This is a genomic window from Pontibacter cellulosilyticus (assembly GCF_014306105.1).
GTDB lineage: Bacteria > Bacteroidota > Bacteroidia > Cytophagales > Hymenobacteraceae > Pontibacter > Pontibacter cellulosilyticus.
In genome coordinates this window covers 391,010-408,453 of sequence record NZ_JACRVF010000004.1, presented here as the reverse complement: position 1 = coordinate 408,453, position 17,444 = coordinate 391,010, and the positions used below count along the sequence as shown (strand labels likewise).

Below are 17,444 nucleotides of genomic sequence, written 5' to 3'. Positions count from 1 at the left end.
CCTGTTTTATTCTATTTATTTGTTTCTACTAAGTTAAAAGCTCAGCATACCAATAACAGCTGCAGCCGCTTCTACACCTTTATTGCCATGTTTGCCTCCTGCCCTGTCTAATGCCTGCTCCAGGTTATTAGTGGTAACCAGGCCAAAAGCAACAGGTTTATTAAATTTCAAAGCCACATTGGTAAGTCCGTTGGCTACTGCATTGTTAATGTAGTCATCGTGCTTGGTATCGCCTTTTATTACAACGCCAATGCAGATCACGGCATCAATTTCTTCCTGCAGCGCCAGAAACTGTGCGCCAAGAGTAAGTTCAAAGCTACCCGGCACTGAGTTGATAAAGATGTTTTCTTTTTTTGCCCCATGCTTCAGAAGCGTTTCTACAGCTCCCTGGCAAAGCACGCTCGTTATATCATCGTGCCACTCAGCCACTACTATGCCAACGGTTTTATCTGAGATATCTTTAAAATTGTCTTTTTTGTATTCGTTCAGGTTCTTTAAAGATGTAGCCATTTCTTATTTCGTTGCTCGTTAAGGGTTGTTAGTTATTGGTGTATTACGAAGTATAACGCCTGCACATTACTTAGTTTGCTTTTATACTTCCGGTATGGCAAGATACCAACAAAAAAGCGCTCCTGCTGTTTAGCAAAAGCGCTTTCTGTTCATAGGCATCAGCCAAAGTATACTTTAGTTTTTGCCACCAGCCAGTGCCTCAGCACGGGCTTTATACTTTTTGGCCTCCGAAACTTCGTTAGAAGCAACAAAGTCAGTGATGATTTTATCGTAAGCCTCTGCAGCTGCTGTAAAATTGTTATCTGCTTCGAAAGCAATACCAGCTTTCATCAGGTACTGCGGAGAGAAGTACTGATTTGCATTGTAGTTAGCGGCCTTCATATACATGTCGGCAGCTTCTTTGTTATTGCCCTGCTCCAGCATGGCATCTCCTACTAAGCTGTAAGCGCGCGCCTGCAACAGGTAGTCATCTGACTCGAAATCTTCCAGGTACTCCTGCGCCTCTGCAAACTTACCTTCTTTAAGCAATGCCACGCCAGCGTAAAAGTTAGCCAGATTACCGGCATCTGTTCCATCATACTGACTAGCAATAGCTAACAAGCCAAGGTACTGTCCGTCGCCGTTAAGAGCTTTGCCCAGAGAGTCCTGCTCAAAATAATACACCGCTTGGAACATCGCGTTCTGAGCTTCTGTGCTACGGGTAGACTTGTAATTGTAGTATAAGAAACCAGCCACAACAACTGCAGCAATAGTGGCAAACACTACGAGTAGCTTTGTTTTATTTCTCTTCACAAAATCCTCAGAACCTGTTGTCAGGCGCTCTGCCAACGCATCCGGATTTTCTACCAGCTCCTCAAACTCGCTGTGCTTCTTAACTGTTTCTTTTGCCATTAGTATTGATAGATTAGAAATTCAAAATTAGAAATTATAAGTTATTAGAAACCACAATTATAATACTCAAACACCAGATTTATAATTTTTAATTCCTAATTTTTAATTAAAAGCGTTTTAGTCCATGATATATGGATAGTCTTCCTCCACGTAGATATCCGTGTAAAGCTCCGACGGATCCGGGTAAGGAGACTCTTCTGCAAACTTAACAGCTTCTGCCACACGCTGCTTCATCTTCTCGTCAATCTCGTCCAGCTCTTCTTGTGTAGCCCAGCCATTTTTAAGAATTGTAGCTGCCACTGCCTCTATAGAGTCGCGGCCTTTGTAGTCTTCCAGCTCTTCTTTTGTTCTGTACTTAGCCGGGTCAGACATAGAGTGGCCTTTGTAGCGGTAAGTTCTGAACTCCAGTAGAGTTGGTCCCTCGCCGGCACGCGCACGCTCTGCAGCCTCGGCTACAGCAGTGTGTACATTCTCCACGCTCATGGCATCTACCGGGAAAGAAGGCATATCGTAAGCAGAACCCAGTTTGTACAGGTCCTGCACGTTAGAAGTACGCGATACTGATGTACCCATTGCATACCCGTTGTTCTCGATTACGAAGATAACAGGCAGTTTCCAGCTCATGGCCATGTTCAGAGCCTCATGGAATGCACCTTGGCGCACCGCACCGTCGCCCATGTAGCAAATACACAAGTTGCCTGTGTTGTTATACTTTTCGGCAAACGCCAACCCAGCACCAAGTGGCACCTGACCACCTACGATACCATGGCCACCTACAAAGTTCACGTTCTTGTCGAACATGTGCATAGAGCCACCTTTACCCTTAGAGCAACCGGTAGCTTTGGCAAACATTTCGGCCATTACAGCACCCGGATCTGTACCTAAGGCAAGTGGGTGTGCATGGTCGCGGTAAGCAGTAATCCACTTATCGTCTTTTGTAAGCGCAGTTACGGCACCAGCCACACAAGCCTCCTGGCCAATGTACAGGTGGCAGAAACCTTTTATCTTTTGCTGGCCATATAACTGACCCGTTTTCTCTTCGAAGCGGCGGATGAGTTTCATGTTCTCATACCACCACATGTATGTTTCTTTTGAAAACTTTGGCTCAGCCTGTACCTTTGCTTTCGCCGACTTCGCTTTTGCCTTATCTTTCGTAGCAGCCATGGGTAAAAATCTAATCTGGGTTTTATCCGTTGCATGTTCAGGCGGAAAAGCACCTGAAACAGCGGGCAATCAGGCCCATAACGGGTTTAGCTTGCGAAATTAAGGAAAAAGAATTCAAAGTAGAAAAAATGCTCCTCGAAAATCTCAGTTTGCTGTACTTCAAGAACTACGAAGAGGCCTCGCTTGCCTTTACGGAGCATATTAACTGCTTTATCGGCGACAACGGAAGCGGCAAAACAAATCTGCTCGACGCCATCCATTACCTCTCCATGACCAAAAGCGCCTTTCCGGGCACCGAAGTACAAAGCATAAAGCAGGGCGAGGATTTTTTTATGGTGAAAGGCCGCTTTGAGATTGAGGGTGCCAAGCACACCGTGCAGGTGAGCATGAAGCAGGGCCAGAAAAAGACAGTAACGCACAACAAGGTGGTGTATGAGAAGATAAGCGACCACATCGGTCAGTTTCCGGTGGTGCTTATCTCGCCTTACGATACCGATCTGATACGCGAAGGCAGCGAAGAACGCCGCAAGTACTTCGACAGCCTTATTTCGCAACTTAACCATACTTACCTGGAGCAGCTGATACAATATAACTATATACTCAAACAGCGCAACTCGCTGCTAAAGCAGTTTGCCGAACGCAACTACTTAGACCGAGATTACCTTCACATCCTAAACGAGCAACTTATACCTTTTGCCGAGCAGCTGACGCAGGAGCGCGAGAAGTTTTTAGAGGAGTTTGTGCCTGTTTTCCAGAAGCATTACCGCCACATCTCCGACAGCTCCGAAACGGTTACCCTTACCTACAAAAGCCAGCTGTTGGGTGCCGATTATGCTTACCTGATGCACCAGGCCGAGCGCAAAGACTTAGCTCTGCAGCGCACTACCGTAGGCCCGCATAAAGACGATTTCGTGTTTCTGATGGATGGCAACCCAGTGAAAAACTTCGGCTCGCAGGGGCAACAGAAAAGCTATGTTATCGCCTTAAAGCTGGCACACTTCGAGGTAATGGACCAGCGCCATCACCACAAGCCCTTGCTCCTGCTCGATGACATATTTGACCGATTAGACGAAAAGCGCATTACCAAGCTCATGCAAATGGTAGCCGCCCATACTTTCGGCCAGATATTTTTAACTGACACCCATTTAGATAGGACGGATAAAATACTCGAAGGCCTTTCGGAAAGTATCCGTAGATTTGAGGTAAAGGATGGAGTGGTGAAGTTGATTTCTTAAACATTTGTTATATTAATATGAGCCTGAATTACTAGTACTGCGTTAAAGTATAAGTTTTAACCTGCGACTTTAAATGCAATGCATCATGAAGAAATACAGATACTTATTAGTTGCAGTTGTTATATGCTTAGCAATGGGTTTCCAATGTGGCGATGATTATCCTCCCGATCCTGAACCAGCAAATATTTACAAAGAAACGTTAAGCTTAACTCCTTTCCAGAAAAGTTATAATTTAGGTGATACGATCTGGATTGAGACCAATCTGAATAATAAGTTCCTGTTTGACTCAAAGTCAAAACAAACGGCATTAGTTGACTCTGTTTCTCTTCCTGTTGAACTGTCTTATTCAGCTTTATATCAGGTTTACTCCCAACCTGCCGATGGCTTCTGCAAAGTAGTCTCATCAAACCAAGTTAAAGCGGAAACAAAAAACTATGAGCGCACGACTTTTATTATTGCCTCATATGGGTGCAATCAATCTGGCTACCGCTTTAAAATAGGTCTCGTTCTACTTTCTACAGGAGTATACTCACTGAGGATTGCTGAAAACACTGACTTCTACAATTGTTTAAAGCCGCAACAGTACGCTAATCGCTCACAAATCTCCTACACATTCGACTTGAATGACACAAATAAAGATGTCTTTCTGGCTATACCTGCTATCTCGAGAGGAGGCTTAAACACGGAGAAAATAGACAGCAAGGAAGAGTATATTGTAAAAGTAGTGAAGTAGAACACTAGGTTTTCCTCCTAGTAATTATTAATCTCATCTACATAAATACCTCAGAAATTTATAGATTTGAACATTAAGCGTTCTTTATCTCCTAACTTTGCCCACGCTCTTCAATATTTGCAAACTTAAAAGAGCAGCAGAATTTATATTGGTAGACCAAGCAGATCACCCATTCATAATTCAGCATTACTAATTCATAATTCCCTACACCGTGCGCTACTACAAGAAGAAAGAAGAGATTGACAGACGAAAAGCGGACATCCAGCCGATTGGAGACAGCCTGAAAGCGCTGATGAAAGCCTACAGATTGGACGGTAAGCTGGGAGAAGTGCAACTGGTGCAGAACTGGGAGAAGATCATGGGCAAACCCATCGCCATGAAAACGCAGCAGCTATACTTTAAAGACGGAAAGTTGTTTGTACGCCTTACTTCTGCCCCGCTCAAGCACGAACTGAACATGTCTAAAAGCAAGGTGATAGAGCTGCTGAACATAGAGGCTGGCAGCGAGGTGGTGAAGGACGTGGTTTTTCTGTAAGCGCAACTGCTAAGCCGCTGTTAAAGTATAGGCATTAAAACTTGCCATACTTTAACCATGACCATACCAGCTTTTAGAACAGTATCTTATTCCCAAACCACCCTTACCGAGCTCATGATCCCGAGCTATGCCAACTTCGGTGGCAAGATACATGGCGGCATTTTACTATCACTAATGGACAAGGTAGCCTATGCCTGCTCTGCCAAGCATGCCGGCAACTATTGTGTTACAGTATCTGTAGATGGTGTTAATTTTCTGCAGCCTGTAGAGGTTGGGGAATTGGTATCACTAAAGGCATCGGTAAACTATGTAGGCAATACTTCTTTAATGGTAGGTATAAAGGTAGAGGCCGAAAATGTAAAAACCGGCATCATCAAACACACCAACACCTCCTACTTTACTATGGTAGCAAAAGACGAGGACGAGAAACCAACAAAGGTGCCGGGGCTTATACTTGAGTCGAGAGACGATGCCCGCCGCTTTCTGGAAGCTATAAAGCGAAAGGAGTTCTCGAAACGCTACCAGATGGAGTTCTTTAACACCAAAAGCATACTTAGCGTGGATGAAGAGCTATACCTGCTGCAGGACGAAAGGTGCAAGCTGGATTTTTAAATCAGGATTTAGGATGGATAGAACGTTTCAAAAAATCTTGTTGCTTGAGAGGCCAAGCATTTGCAACAGTGCTTGTGATTTTGGCAGCAGCAATGTTCCCCGCCTTGGACTAATGAGAACGAGAATTAGAAACTAGCGAGTGTTGCTCTGAGGGGTTAGGGACGGTTGGGCCCGGTAAACCAATTTGATAACGGAAACAATTGTCATGTTCCTAACACTGTCAAAACAATGATTTTTGCAGATTCTTGCTTATCTTTATCAATTATCACTAATACCAAAAACAAACATGACCTTTAAAACTAACCTAACCCGACTGCTAGCGGTGGCTGTGCTGGCAGGATCATACATTATTAACCCTACTCAAAGTATAGCCCAGGAAGTTGTAAAACAGGACGATGAAATAAAGCAGATGGTAAACCAGATATCTGCTAAAAACCTAGAAGACCTGGTGCGTAAAATGGTAAGTTTCGGCACACGCCATACTTTAAGTACAACCACCAGCAAAAAAGAAGGAATTGGTGCAGCCCGTGAGTGGGTAAAGTCTGAATTTGAGAAGTATGCCCAAGCCTCTGGTGGCCGCATGACCGTGGAAATGGACAAGTTTGTAGTGAAAGCAGACGGACGCCGTATACCGGCCGATGTGGAGATGGCTAACGTTATGGCTATACTTAAAGGCACCGACCCAAATGATGACCGTGTGATCATAGTAGGCGGCCACCTAGATTCCAGAGCCACTGATGTTATGGATGCCAAAAGCAAAGCCCCAGGTGCAAACGACGATGCCTCTGGCGTTGCCATTGTGATGGAGATGGCTCGTATCATGGCCTCTAAAAAGTTTCCGGCTACACTGATGTTTGTTGCTTTCCAGGGTGAAGAACAAGGGCTGTACGGCTCTACGCACCTTGCAGAGCGTGCAAAAAAAGAAGGCTGGAATCTGGTAGCCATGCAGAACAACGATATTGTAGGCAACTCATATTCTGCTGAAACAGGAATTCACGACAACACAAAGGTGCGCATATTCAGCGAGGGTACACCGGCCAACGAAACCGAAGAGCAGGCCCGCCTGCGCAAAACCTTGGGTGCCGAAAACGATAGCCCAAGCCGCAACCTGGCCCGATACATGGAAATGGTTGGTGAAAAGTATGTAGACCAACTAGATGTAGTATTGGTGCACCGCTCCGACCGCTTCTTGCGTGGAGGCGACCACACCCCTTTCAACCGCCAGGGATTTACTGCTGTGCGTATGAGCGAAATGAACGAAGACTTTGATCACCAGCACCAGGATGTGCGCAAAGAAGGCGACAAGCAATACGGCGATTTACCAGAATACATGGATTATGAGTACCTGCGCAAAAATGCTGGTGTTAACCTGGCAACCATGGCTAGCTTAGCCTGGGCACCTGCTGCTCCTCAGAAAGTAGGCGTTATTACCTCTAACCTTACCAACAAAACTGACCTGAAGTGGGAAGCACCAAGCAAAGGACAAAAGCCAGCCGGATATTATGTACTAATGCGCCCAACACACGAGTCTAACTGGGAAAAGAAGTTTTATGTAACAGACACAAAAGCTACCCTGCCATACTCCAAAGACAACTATTTCTTTGCAGTGCAGTCTGTAGATAAGGAGGGCCATGCCAGCTTACCTGTGCTGCCTGTACCAGTTCGATAACACTTAGTATTTTAGATTTTGAGTTGCCTTTAATATTAGCAGCTCTTAAGAACAGAGGCCGATGCTATACTTGCATCGGCCTCTGTTCTTTTGTACTTAGTCTCTTATGTGCTGCAGCTAAAAGATAAACTCTGTTACGGTGTCTGCGCCTGCTTTCTTTAGTGATTTCGAGTGCTGCTTTAACAGTCTTTTACTTTTCTTCCTGATCTTATCCGGCTCAACCTGTTTCCATTGCTGTACATCAGAAACAAAGTCTTGTTTATAGATAGCTTTGGAGAGATCCCGTATTACAGCATAGTTAGCAAATGCATGGGAGTTCCTGCCCTCGCTGCTGGCATTACTGATAAAAGTCGTTAATAGTTTATGGAGCGTTTCTTCTGCTAAAATTAACTCGGTTAGCTTTGCCCTGTACTCCAGATCTACGCCGGTTAAATTCGGGTAGGTCTTGTAATCTGCAAAGTGCTGTGCTTCGTGTGCAAGGTAGCTAACCTTAAAGTTCTCGCTGTTCTTGTCGTAGGCTTTGTCTACGCTGTACAATTGCTCCTTAGTAGCCCAACCTCCCGGGTAATACTTGCCAAAGGTGGCATATTCTTCCCACCCCATGGTAACAGGGTTCTCTAAAAAGACGACTGTGGTTTTTACTTCTGTCTCGGGTAGCTTAACGTTATAAGTCACCGTATCTTCTTTGGACCAAACGAACAGGTCGAACAGATTGCCGGTTTTACCGGTTGCAGAAAAGTACCCACTATTAGCCAGGTAACGTTTTAGGTGCTGCCCAAAGCTGGCGGCTATTTCCGGACGCGTTAATGTGTCGGATTTGTAGTTGTGGGCAATTAAGAAAGTAGCAATACTGTCTTTTAGCTGTTCATCATACTTTTTTAGCTGCTGCTTATCTAGCAGGGCATTCCTCCAATATATTTGGTACAGCTTCAGCAGGCTCCTGAGCATAGGATCATCGGTATTGCAGTCCATTGACTCGTTCTGGTTCCTAAAGCGCTGCAGGTACCTTCCTTTGATGTCTTTTTGCTCCTCCGTAAGCGACTGGTCAGGTATTGTGTCCAAAACAGAGAGTATTTTCTGCACATCCTCCTGCAGAGCATAGGAGTAGATCCTGTTAAACTCAAAAGCCTGGCTGCCCTGGCCAAAAGAATCCAGACAAATAAGTATAAGAAGTATCGAAAGGAGTTTTTTCATTTAAAGCTATACTTTTCCTTACCGTTCACCAATGATACGAACAAAAAAGCAGCCCTAAAATAGAGCTGCTTTTTTCAGGATATGTGGTTGTATTCTCTTTTACAATCTTGAAATTCTGGCCGCCGCCGATGTCTCGGAAGTTATACTTGGCGAGCCTTTATAGTATACCGACGAAGCACCAGAAGCATCAATGTGCAGGGTTTTATCAGCGTGTACTTTTACCTTGCTGGCACCGCTGGCTCCTATCTTTACATCTTTTGCCTGAAAGTCAGCAGCATCTACACTAGATGCACCCGACATTTCCATTACCAGGTTATCAGCCTTGCCTTTAAGTTCTACTTTGCTGGCGCCGCTCATATCAGCTCTTAACTCCTTTGCCTCTATTGCCAGCACTACTTTAGAACCTCCGCTCATGTCCAGTTTCATGGTATTGGTTTTAAAAGTCGAGTTGCCTACTACTTTAACGCCGCCGCTTATATCAACCTTGTTTAGTTCTTTTACTGTTATGTAAGCTTTCATTCCTTTTGAGTTAGAGAGGCTTTTATCGTTGTAAATGTGCAACACACCGTTTCTAACTTCTGTTTTTATGTTGCTGAGCAGGTTTTCGTCGGCCTCTAGCTTCAGGCTTTCGTTGCTACCTTGTGTAATTTCAACATAAAAGCCACCGCTTACATCTATGCCGGTAAAACCAGATACATTTCTGTCTTGAGTTTGGATGTTGCCGTTACCTTTCAGTTGCTGTGCCATTAGCGGCATAGTTACCAACATAAGCACCATTACTAAGCTAAGGGAAGTCGTGTAAAATTTCTGCATCTTCATAGTTGTATGATTATCGTTTTGTTCTGCAAGTCTTTCCTGACTGCTTTCGAACTAAAGATGCATGTTTAGAGGAAAGGTTGCTTGAGGGTTAAAAAATTATTTAAAGCTGTGGCATAATGATGCAGTATCTTCTGCAACAGCAGGCGTGTTGCCATACTTTAAGGTGAATTAACCTATTAACTTCTAACACAACTTGTATGTACAGGCAAACAGCCTTTTAGTCATAATTAAACTCCTTTTCATCTAATTTATAGCGCTTGCTACCCCTCCTGGCTTACTTCCTGATTGTTAAAGTATTAACTTTGCAGCACCGATATTAGATCTACAACCTTACAACTATGAAAAAATTACCGTTACTGCTCTTAGCATTCTTTACAGCTATTGGCTCTGGCTTTGCCCAAAAGCCCGTTATTAAAGACAGTCTTCGCTTTTACCTGGATACTGTACTGACTGTTATGAGCCAGCAGTCGCTCTACAAACACCAGGTGGATTGGCAAAAGCTGCGCCAGGACCTCCATCACCAAACTGCCAACGCTAAAACAGTTAAGGAACTGAAGCCGGTGTTTGCCTCTGTCTTCGCCTCCCTAAACGATCAGCACAGCGTTATTTACTACAAAAACATGCAGGTCAGTATTCTGGACCCTATGGCACTCCTGCCGCAGGACGAGCAGTCGAAGCAACTAACAGAGCGTGTAATGAAAGGGGAATTTAAATTACGCAGCGAGGTACTTGACGGAAAGTATGGCTACATTCTGATACCGCAGATGAACATGCCACAGGATAAGATACCAGCATTTGCCGAGAAAGTACGCCAGAAACTTTGTGAGCTAAACCCCGGCAACCTAGATGGCTGGATTGTGGACTTGCGTGTGAACACCGGTGGCAATATGTACCCAATGGCAACAGGAATAGGCCCGCTGGTAGGCGATGGCATGGTGGGCGGCGCTATGGATGCAGACAATAAACAAACCAGCACCTGGCGTATGATCAATGCTAACTTTGCTTACGACGACTGGAAACCAACTGACCTGACAAAGAACTGCGAGGTAAAGAAGAAAGTAAAAGTGGCAGTACTGATTGGTCCGCATACAGCTAGTTCCGGTGAAACGCTGGCCGTAATGTTTAAAGGCCGGCAAAGCACGCGCTTCTTCGGTAAACCAAGTATGGGCCTCACTACTTCCAACGCCTGGCTACAACTCACCGATGATTTTGTGCTGAACGTTTCTACTGCCTACTATGCTGACCGGAACAAAAAAGTATACAAAGGCAAGATACAACCAGATGTTGCTGTTAACGGTTCTGCTAACTTCGAGAATATCAAAGCGGATGCTACAGTAAAAGAAGCGCTGAAGTGGCTTAAGAAATAAGGCTGTCTTATATGCTCATGCGGCAGGTGCTACAAGCTGGTGCCTGCCGTTTCGTTTTTTGGCTTTACTTGTGCAGCAGGTTCATTTATCCAAAATTCAAAAATCGCTGCCCCTACTCCGTAAGCTGCCACATCCCAAATATCAGAAGTATACTTAGCATGTAACACAGGCAGCAGCAGCTCAAACACCAGGCTAAAAAGCAGTGCAGTGCTTATCGTATAAGTTCTGGGCAGCACAAAGTATGGATTTCGAAAGTATACTCGCTCAGCGGCAAGTATAAGCGTGAGTACAACAGGCAGACAAAGCAAATCGTCGAGGTGGGTGTGTAAGGGCCAGATGTACAGCTGCAGTTGTTCAAGCCCCTGATTAAGACAGAACAGCACCACGCTTAGCAAGAAAACCGGTTGTAGCAGGATGTTCATTTGTTTTGTTTATACTTTGCTTTTGCCAAAAGTGCTGCAAATTAACTATTCCCACCTTAAGTAGAACAGTAACAAAGTATAATAATCATGCTCTTGGGTAAGCAAGGCAGGTCTAAAATTGAGGGATAATGTAGTTTTCTGGAAGTATCAGAGAGAGAGTGGGTCTTCTTTGAGGGTATTCAGAATTGCGCCTGCCACCATACCTACTGCATATAACAGCGCAAGCGAGAGCACAACATTCACCTCAACATGCTTATCGCGTAACAGGTGCATGCATATAGCAGTAAGGAAAACAGCAATTGCAGGGAATATACTTTTTGTCATACCGGCTTATTTTGATTTAAAGGCTTGTATTAGCTCCACTATACCCTCATTCTTCTCCTTGAGTTGCAGATGTAATTATTAAAATTATACTTTATTCTCGAAGGTGCAAATACTAGGCTTTTATTTCAATGTTTCGCCACCAAATTTTACATCAAAGCGCCACCACGGCTATCATCAGCATGATGCTACCCAATATAAGCAGAAACACCTCGGTAGGCGTCAGGTTTTTATACCATTCCTTGTTCTCTACTGGTAATTCCGAACCACACTCCGGGCACTGCTTTGCTTCCTGTGGCACTGTGGCTCCACAGGTCGGGCATATTTTCATTTTATCAGGGTCTGTCAACGTGTTCTGTTTTTGTAAATGTAAATAAGTTATCCAGAAATCAATAGTATTGATCTTTCCTTTAAGAGGTTAATTCTTACCTGTGCCATCAGTTGCACATGCTGAAAACGATAGCTGCTGGCCTGCTTGCTTCCCTACTCTACCTCTCTCAATAACCTATCGGCAGCTAAAAGGGTAAAACTTAAGCAAACATAAAGCTATGATACGCACAAAAGTAGACTCGACATATTATACCATTAAGCGCGGCGACAGCCCTTTAGTTGCCACCGCCATACACAGTGGGCACGAGGTGCGCCACAACATAAGCAACCTGTTTGCGCTTGCTGCCGAAGAGCGCCTGCGCGAAGAAGACCCCTTTACAGACCAGTGGGTGGAGATAACGGATAACCAGATTATCGGGCACAACTCCCGGTTTGAACTGGACCTGAACCGCCCTCGTAACAAAGCCATTTACCGCAAACCAGAAGATGCCTGGGGACTGAACGTGTGGAAAGACGAACTTGCGCATGAGTTTGCTGAGGAATCGCTGGCACACTATGACAGGTTTTATGCCGATGTAAAGCAGCTCCTGAAAGAGATGCAGCAGCGGCATGGCTGCTTTGTGGTGTACGACCTGCATAGCTACAACCACAAACGCGAAGGCGCCAACGGCCCCGCAGCCGATCCACAGCAAAACCCTGAGGTAAACATAGGCACAGGCAACATGGACCGTCAGAAGTGGGCTCCTGTGGTAGATGCCTTTACGCAATCGCTTCAGAACTATAACTACCATGGCCGCCACCTGGATGTGCGCGAGAATGTGAAGTTTGAAGGCGGCCATTTTATGCGCTGGATACACGACAACTTCGGCGACAGCGCCTGTGTGATGAGCATCGAGTTTAAGAAATTCTTTATGGATGAATGGACCGGACAACCTGACCACACACAGATACAGGAGATAAAGAAAGCCCTGGAAGAAACAACAAAGCCTGTTTTGGCAGCCATGCACCAGGTTTGCAGGGTACTGTAGCGCAGAAGCAGAGAAAGGTATGATAGAAAGTATAACCGACAGCTTTATAAGGAGAACAACCAAAAGCCTGCAGCGCGGCAAGCAGGTGCACCGTCGCCTGCCCGACGGAGGCCTGGTATACATAGACAGGCCGCTGCCTTTCCTCATACTGTTCCGGCATCCAGTAGAAAAGCCAGACCACGCTACCGCTGATTTTGTTAAGGCCACAGCCTCTTATATCATCTCGAGCCAAGAAAGTACAGATGAGCTGCGCCCACTTGTACAAAGTATAGCCAAGGCAATGGCCGATGAATTTGGCGCATTCATGATCATAGAACTGTTGGCTTCACAGGATTCTCAGGCTCCTTTGTTCAAGATACTTGGTCCTGAGAAGCAGCTTCCGGCCACCCTCAAAGTGCTGAAAGAGGAGCTGGCAAGTATAAAGGTCAGTGGCACATCTACAACCGTAGAAACTGCCTCTAACGAAAAGCTGCTGCAGGAACCGCTATGCCTGATGCAGGAAGAGGAGCTGAAAAAGCATGCCATACTTATACTTGGGGTTGAGCTGAAACCGGTTTATTTAAGAACTGGCACTGATAAAGTGTACCCGCTTCTGCAGCGCACCCTGCGGCAAAAAATCGCGGACGCTATCAAGAAAACCGTTTTCGATTTTGTGCAGGTGCAAAGCACACATAAGCCTCTCCATTTCCAGGCGCTGGGCAGGCATGCTGTAAAACGGGTGGTGTGGCGCATTGACAAACAGCTGACAAGTATAAGCGATCAGTTTAGGTTTTTGCTGCTGGTAACGCCGGTAAATAACAACGAGGCCTGGGAGGAGTTCAGGAAAAGCAAGTATGATAAAACACCCACCTTCCACTACAGGCTAATGCCCGTAGACACAGACAAGCTAAAGCGTGACCTGTACAATATCCCGATCGAAAAAGTAGACGACCCTACACTGGCTTACCTTTTCCGCGACAAGCGCCATGAGCTGGATAAAATGATCACCATGCTTTCTGATCGTAATAAACCAGATTTCCTGTATAGCAGTATGCAGCTTTATGGTGGCGTAGATGCCCAGTTGCTTAAAGTGGCAGAGGGAATATTGGCAGCCATTCCCGAACCAACCCGCGACTCTGATGCGGAGCTTATACCTGTACCTGAATTTGCCGCCCTGGCCGAACAGGAAATAGCCTTCCTGAGGAGCCAATACGAAGGTGTAGACTCCGGTGTGGATGTGCGGGACGATATTGTGGGGCTGATCGTATCGAAGGGAAGGCTGAACGTGGGCACAGATGCCAAGATACCACGCAGCAGAGCAGAAGCATTAATACAGCATGAAGTGGGCACACACATACTTACCTACTACAACGGCAAGGCGCAGCCATTGCACCAGCTGTATGTAGGCAGCCCTGGCTACGAAGAACTGCAGGAAGGGCTGGCTGTGCTTAGCGAGTGGCTGGTAGGTGGCCTGGATCAAGACCGCATGCGCTTACTGGCAGCACGTGTGGTGGCTGTGCACCACTTAACCAAAGGCAGCTCTTTTGTTGAGAACTTCTGGCGGCTAAAAGACAAGTATAACTTTACTGAGGAAACTGCCTGGGATGTGACCATGCGCGTGCACCGTGGCGGAGGTTTAACAAAGGATGCCGTATACTTAAGAGGCCTGGTACACCTGCTGGATTACCTGAAGCAGGGGCATGAGTTGGAGCCACTCCTTATCGGTAAAATCCGGCAGGACTACATACCTATAGTGCAGGAGCTCATTTACCGCAAAGTGCTGCGGCCTGTACCTTTAAAACCCCGTTACCTGCAAGATGAAAGTATAAAACCGAAGCTGGAACAACTAAAAACCGGTATTTCAGTATTTAACTTACTGTGATCTTCCGGCCACATCAATAATCAAAAGACACCCACATGACAGTAGGATTTGTAGTAAACAACATAGAAACTGAAAAGGCAAACTATACCACCATATTTTTAGCACAGCGCCTGCACAATGCCGGACACACCGTATACCTGATGGGCGTTGGCGACCTGGCTTATTACCCCGATGGCTACATGGGAGCCAATGCCTTGTGCGCAGATCAAAACCACAAGTATAAATCTCCATCCACATACATCGATTACATACACAGCGACAAGGCCCAAAGAGTTAAAGTAACGGCCCGTGAGCTGGATGTGCTAATGTTGCGAAATGACCCTTCGTCGGAGCCGGAAGGCCGCTCGTGGGCGCAGAATGCCGGTATTATTTTCGGGCAACTGGCCATGCGCCACGGTGTTATCGTGCTCAACGACCCAACTTCGCTATCCGATGCGGTAAACAAAATGTATTTCCAGCACTTTCCGGAGGCAGTTAGGCCGCGCACACTTATCACCCGCGATAAAGAAGAAATAAAGCAGTTCTTTAACGACCAAAAGAACAACATCATTTTAAAGCCTTTACAGGGCTCAGGTGGTTCGGGTGTATTTATGGTAAAGAAAAAAGACGCTACCAACCTGAACCAGATCGTAGAAGCCATCAGCCGCGATGGTTATGTTATTGCACAGGAATACCTGCCAGAGGCCACCGAAGGCGACGTACGCTTGTTTGTGATGAACGGCGAGGCATTACAGCATAAAGGAAAATACTGCGCCATACGCCGTGTAAACAGCCCAGACGATATCCGGAGCAATATACATGCAGGTGGCTCAGCGGTAGCTGCCAAAGTAGACCAGCGCATGCTGGACCTTGTAGAGCTTGTAAAACCAAAACTGATACAGGACGGTATGTTTTTAGTTGGGCTGGATATTGTAGGTGATAAGCTGATGGAGATAAATGTTTTTAGTCCTGGGGCTCTGCCTACAGCAAGCGAACTGGAAGGCGTGGATTTCTCTGAGCCTGTAATTGCTGCGCTTGAGCGAAAAGTGCACTACAAAAAAACTTACGGCATGCAGATCGATAACAAAACTGTAGCGATGATTTAGCAGCAAAAAATCGTATTTTACTGAAAAAGCTAAGCCTTTAGATACAATGTATCGGGCTTAGCTTTTTTATTTTAGTGACTTTGGCATTTGGTAACACATGGTGTCGCACATAAGTCCTATGTTAAATGCCTGTTTTTATACTTGAGGGAGGGAATCTGCAAAAAAATTTATGAAATTTTTTTTACACCCATCACCTGATTATCAATCACTTAAGCATTCAGAAAGAGGGGATCCGAAAAAATATTAAAATATTTTTCAGGCTTTCTTTGGAAGAAGAAAACAAACTACTAATTTTGCACCCGAATTGAGAGGGACGGTATTGCGGAAAGCTAATATATAAACAAGTTTTTATACTTGCAAGTATTAGATAACATTTTTTCCGAAACCAGACTTTTCGCTCTGCCAAGATAGCCGGCTAAAGTATAAAAAACCGGCCGCAGACATAGATAAGAGGTTAGATTACTAAAGATAAGGTTAGTTAAAGTTTAGATTAGTTTAGTTTGTTTTAAGGTGAGAAAAAGCCCCGTCGTTTTCGGCAGGGCTTTTCTCATTAATATAGAGGGGTATACCTCTCAAAATTTTAAGTTAGACATATAGCAGCAGCGCCCGACCTTTGGCCGGGCGCTGCTGCTTTGTATAGGTTATACTTCAGGATTACTGCACCTTACCCATGATCAGCAGCCATGTTACAATGATAGCAATGGGAATGGCTGAGAAAATTATCTTGCCCACAGGTCCGGGTGTAGAGGTGCCCGTTAACCAGGAGCCCCTGCTTAGCACGTAGCGCATACTTGTAGCAAATGTGGCCAGCAAAAAGAAAAGCAGCACACCCTGCACTATCAGCAACACACCACTGAGAAAAGCATCATATGCCAGCACTTTACGGCCAGCATCTATGGTCCAGGGTACTATGGCAAGCACACAAAGCAAAGCCATGATAGCGCCGATCCGCTCCAGGTACATTTTCAGCCACGATACGATACCGAAAAGCACCATACCGCTAACCAAGGCTATATTAGAATAAATTGTAGGCTCTATGCCCATGTAGCCTCTGTAAATTAATATTACAAGGGCATGTGCAAATCCCGTCAGGAAGTACAGTAAATACCTGGTCATACTTCGTCTACTGCAAACTGACTATTTCAGATACTTTTTAGGAAGCTGGTTTTTCTGGTTTTCAGGCGTGAACAGTAAACTGGCTATCCACCAGCGGCCTTTGTCATACACCAACTGGTATGTGTTGATGCCGCGGTCTTCTACTTTGCCGTCTTTGCCGTAGCGTGTTTCGTAGGCCTGAAAGGCGGTTGCAATGTTGCCGAACTGTTCTACTTTCAGGCTGATCTGGTTTTCATAGAAGCCCATTTTAGCATAGGCTGGCCCGTTCTTATCTGCAAAGTTTTCTACTGTGGTAATGCGCACAAAACTGCTGTCGCCTTTAAAGAATACTCCTCCCAGCTGCGCATTCGGCAGAAACAGCGCCTTGAACTTCTCCATGTCGCGCGGCTGGTCTTTTGGGCCCGAGATAATTTTTAATCCTGCATTTACGATGGCCTCTACAGTAGCTACATCGGCCTGGGGCACGGTGGTTTGAGCTACAGAAGCATAGGCTAGGCTGCAGCAGAAAAGAAAGGCAAACACGTGTTTTTTCATAGTCATAGTATAGTAAGA

The 17,444-nt window shown here is 45.4% G+C and carries 19 protein-coding genes; 9 read left to right on the top strand and 10 right to left on the bottom strand.

What is annotated here, in order from left to right; all coding sequences use genetic code 11:
- Positions 1-33: 33 nt before the first annotated feature.
- The 3 genes from ribH to pdhA all read right to left on the bottom strand — a co-directional run bounded on the left by ribH (position 34) and on the right by pdhA (position 2,565).
- Entirely contained in the window at positions 34-510 is a 477-nt protein-coding gene (gene ribH / locus H8S84_RS15115; protein ID WP_187068196.1) for a 6,7-dimethyl-8-ribityllumazine synthase, read from the bottom strand.
- 174 nt (positions 511-684) lie between these two features.
- Positions 685-1,401 carry a tetratricopeptide repeat protein gene (locus tag H8S84_RS15110; RefSeq protein ID WP_187068195.1) on the bottom strand — a complete coding sequence of 239 codons (717 nt, stop codon included), beginning with the start codon at positions 1,399-1,401 and terminating at the stop codon, positions 685-687.
- A gap of 117 nt (positions 1,402-1,518) precedes the next feature.
- Positions 1,519-2,565 carry a pyruvate dehydrogenase (acetyl-transferring) E1 component subunit alpha gene (gene pdhA, locus H8S84_RS15105; protein ID WP_187068194.1) on the bottom strand — a complete coding sequence of 349 codons (1,047 nt, stop codon included), beginning with the start codon at positions 2,563-2,565 and terminating at the stop codon, positions 1,519-1,521.
- Positions 2,566-2,693: 128 nt separating this feature from the next.
- On the opposite strand from pdhA, the gene recF reads away from it, so the two are divergent.
- From recF to H8S84_RS15080, 5 genes are all read left to right on the top strand, one after another.
- On the top strand, positions 2,694-3,800 hold the full coding sequence (gene recF / locus H8S84_RS15100; protein WP_187068193.1) for a DNA replication/repair protein RecF: 1,107 nt from the start codon (positions 2,694-2,696) through the stop codon (positions 3,798-3,800).
- 85 nt (positions 3,801-3,885) lie between these two features.
- The gene (locus tag H8S84_RS15095; protein WP_187068192.1) at positions 3,886-4,533 is read left to right on the top strand and encodes a hypothetical protein; all 648 of its coding nucleotides are present in this window, start codon (positions 3,886-3,888) and stop codon (positions 4,531-4,533) included.
- Between the two features lie 211 nt (positions 4,534-4,744).
- Positions 4,745-5,068: a DUF721 domain-containing protein gene (locus tag H8S84_RS15090; protein ID WP_187068191.1), complete on the top strand. Its 324-nt coding sequence runs from the start codon at positions 4,745-4,747 to the stop codon at positions 5,066-5,068.
- Positions 5,069-5,125: 57 nt separating this feature from the next.
- The gene (locus H8S84_RS15085) at positions 5,126-5,680 is read left to right on the top strand and encodes an acyl-CoA thioesterase (protein WP_187068190.1); all 555 of its coding nucleotides are present in this window, start codon (positions 5,126-5,128) and stop codon (positions 5,678-5,680) included.
- Positions 5,681-5,966: 286 nt separating this feature from the next.
- On the top strand, positions 5,967-7,349 hold the full coding sequence (locus H8S84_RS15080) for a M28 family metallopeptidase (RefSeq protein WP_187068189.1): 1,383 nt from the start codon (positions 5,967-5,969) through the stop codon (positions 7,347-7,349).
- Positions 7,350-7,466: 117 nt separating this feature from the next.
- On the opposite strand, the gene H8S84_RS15075 is transcribed toward H8S84_RS15080, so the two are convergent.
- A complete protein-coding gene (locus tag H8S84_RS15075; protein WP_187068188.1) occupies positions 7,467-8,543 on the bottom strand; it encodes a hypothetical protein in 1,077 nt (358 codons plus the stop codon).
- Between the two features lie 99 nt (positions 8,544-8,642).
- Positions 8,643-9,362, bottom strand: coding sequence for a head GIN domain-containing protein (locus tag H8S84_RS15070; RefSeq protein WP_187068187.1), 720 nt, complete (start codon positions 9,360-9,362; stop codon positions 8,643-8,645).
- 338 nt (positions 9,363-9,700) lie between these two features.
- Between H8S84_RS15070 and H8S84_RS15065 the strand changes: the two genes are divergently transcribed.
- Entirely contained in the window at positions 9,701-10,729 is a 1,029-nt protein-coding gene (locus tag H8S84_RS15065; protein WP_187068186.1) for a S41 family peptidase, read from the top strand.
- 29 nt (positions 10,730-10,758) lie between these two features.
- On the opposite strand, the gene H8S84_RS15060 is transcribed toward H8S84_RS15065, so the two are convergent.
- The 3 genes from H8S84_RS15060 to H8S84_RS15050 all read right to left on the bottom strand — a co-directional run bounded on the left by H8S84_RS15060 (position 10,759) and on the right by H8S84_RS15050 (position 11,803).
- Positions 10,759-11,151, bottom strand: coding sequence for a hypothetical protein (locus tag H8S84_RS15060; protein WP_187068185.1), 393 nt, complete (start codon positions 11,149-11,151; stop codon positions 10,759-10,761).
- Between the two features lie 147 nt (positions 11,152-11,298).
- Positions 11,299-11,475 (bottom strand): hypothetical protein, encoded by a 177-nt coding sequence (locus H8S84_RS15055; protein ID WP_187068184.1) that lies wholly within the window; start codon positions 11,473-11,475, stop codon positions 11,299-11,301.
- Between the two features lie 151 nt (positions 11,476-11,626).
- Positions 11,627-11,803, bottom strand: a complete 177-nt coding sequence (locus tag H8S84_RS15050; RefSeq protein ID WP_187068183.1) for a zinc-ribbon domain-containing protein — start codon at positions 11,801-11,803, stop codon at positions 11,627-11,629.
- A 217-nt stretch (positions 11,804-12,020) separates the two neighbouring features.
- On the opposite strand from H8S84_RS15050, the gene H8S84_RS15045 reads away from it, so the two are divergent.
- From H8S84_RS15045 to H8S84_RS15035, 3 genes are read left to right on the top strand one after another with little or no spacing between them, the layout of a single operon-like run.
- The gene (locus H8S84_RS15045) at positions 12,021-12,830 is read left to right on the top strand and encodes an N-formylglutamate amidohydrolase (RefSeq protein ID WP_187068182.1); all 810 of its coding nucleotides are present in this window, start codon (positions 12,021-12,023) and stop codon (positions 12,828-12,830) included.
- A gap of 19 nt (positions 12,831-12,849) precedes the next feature.
- Positions 12,850-14,691: a flavohemoglobin expression-modulating QEGLA motif protein gene (locus H8S84_RS15040; RefSeq protein ID WP_187068181.1), complete on the top strand. Its 1,842-nt coding sequence runs from the start codon at positions 12,850-12,852 to the stop codon at positions 14,689-14,691.
- Positions 14,692-14,726: 35 nt separating this feature from the next.
- On the top strand, positions 14,727-15,776 hold the full coding sequence (locus H8S84_RS15035; RefSeq protein ID WP_187068180.1) for a glutathione synthetase: 1,050 nt from the start codon (positions 14,727-14,729) through the stop codon (positions 15,774-15,776).
- A 654-nt stretch (positions 15,777-16,430) separates the two neighbouring features.
- Here the strand turns inward: H8S84_RS15035 and H8S84_RS15030 are convergent.
- Positions 16,431-16,892 (bottom strand): hypothetical protein, encoded by a 462-nt coding sequence (locus tag H8S84_RS15030; protein WP_187068179.1) that lies wholly within the window; start codon positions 16,890-16,892, stop codon positions 16,431-16,433.
- A 21-nt stretch (positions 16,893-16,913) separates the two neighbouring features.
- Positions 16,914-17,432 carry a hypothetical protein gene (locus tag H8S84_RS15025; RefSeq protein WP_187068178.1) on the bottom strand — a complete coding sequence of 173 codons (519 nt, stop codon included), beginning with the start codon at positions 17,430-17,432 and terminating at the stop codon, positions 16,914-16,916.
- Between the last annotated feature and the right edge of the window lie 12 nt (positions 17,433-17,444).

Excerpts from the sequence above, each read along its gene's own strand:
- ribH (WP_187068196.1), bottom strand. The coding sequence starts at position 510 with ATGGCTACATCTTTAAAGAACCTGAACGAATACAAAAAAGACAATTTT.
- pdhA (WP_187068194.1), bottom strand. The coding sequence starts at position 2,565 with ATGGCTGCTACGAAAGATAAGGCAAAAGCGAAGTCGGCGAAAGCAAAG.
- recF (WP_187068193.1), top strand. The coding sequence starts at position 2,694 with ATGCTCCTCGAAAATCTCAGTTTGCTGTACTTCAAGAACTACGAAGAG.
- H8S84_RS15075 (WP_187068188.1), bottom strand. The coding sequence starts at position 8,543 with ATGAAAAAACTCCTTTCGATACTTCTTATACTTATTTGTCTGGATTCT.
- H8S84_RS15095 (WP_187068192.1), top strand. The coding sequence starts at position 3,886 with ATGAAGAAATACAGATACTTATTAGTTGCAGTTGTTATATGCTTAGCA.
- H8S84_RS15025 (WP_187068178.1), bottom strand. The coding sequence starts at position 17,432 with ATGACTATGAAAAAACACGTGTTTGCCTTTCTTTTCTGCTGCAGCCTA.
- H8S84_RS15060 (WP_187068185.1), bottom strand. The coding sequence starts at position 11,151 with ATGAACATCCTGCTACAACCGGTTTTCTTGCTAAGCGTGGTGCTGTTC.
- H8S84_RS15080 (WP_187068189.1), top strand. The coding sequence starts at position 5,967 with ATGACCTTTAAAACTAACCTAACCCGACTGCTAGCGGTGGCTGTGCTG.
- H8S84_RS15035 (WP_187068180.1), top strand. The coding sequence starts at position 14,727 with ATGACAGTAGGATTTGTAGTAAACAACATAGAAACTGAAAAGGCAAAC.
- H8S84_RS15085 (WP_187068190.1), top strand. The coding sequence starts at position 5,126 with ATGACCATACCAGCTTTTAGAACAGTATCTTATTCCCAAACCACCCTT.
- H8S84_RS15030 (WP_187068179.1), bottom strand. The coding sequence starts at position 16,892 with ATGACCAGGTATTTACTGTACTTCCTGACGGGATTTGCACATGCCCTT.
- H8S84_RS15065 (WP_187068186.1), top strand. The coding sequence starts at position 9,701 with ATGAAAAAATTACCGTTACTGCTCTTAGCATTCTTTACAGCTATTGGC.
- H8S84_RS15055 (WP_187068184.1), bottom strand. The coding sequence starts at position 11,475 with ATGACAAAAAGTATATTCCCTGCAATTGCTGTTTTCCTTACTGCTATA.
- H8S84_RS15110 (WP_187068195.1), bottom strand. The coding sequence starts at position 1,401 with ATGGCAAAAGAAACAGTTAAGAAGCACAGCGAGTTTGAGGAGCTGGTA.
- H8S84_RS15045 (WP_187068182.1), top strand. The coding sequence starts at position 12,021 with ATGATACGCACAAAAGTAGACTCGACATATTATACCATTAAGCGCGGC.
- H8S84_RS15050 (WP_187068183.1), bottom strand. The coding sequence starts at position 11,803 with ATGAAAATATGCCCGACCTGTGGAGCCACAGTGCCACAGGAAGCAAAG.
- H8S84_RS15070 (WP_187068187.1), bottom strand. The coding sequence starts at position 9,362 with ATGAAGATGCAGAAATTTTACACGACTTCCCTTAGCTTAGTAATGGTG.
- H8S84_RS15040 (WP_187068181.1), top strand. The coding sequence starts at position 12,850 with ATGATAGAAAGTATAACCGACAGCTTTATAAGGAGAACAACCAAAAGC.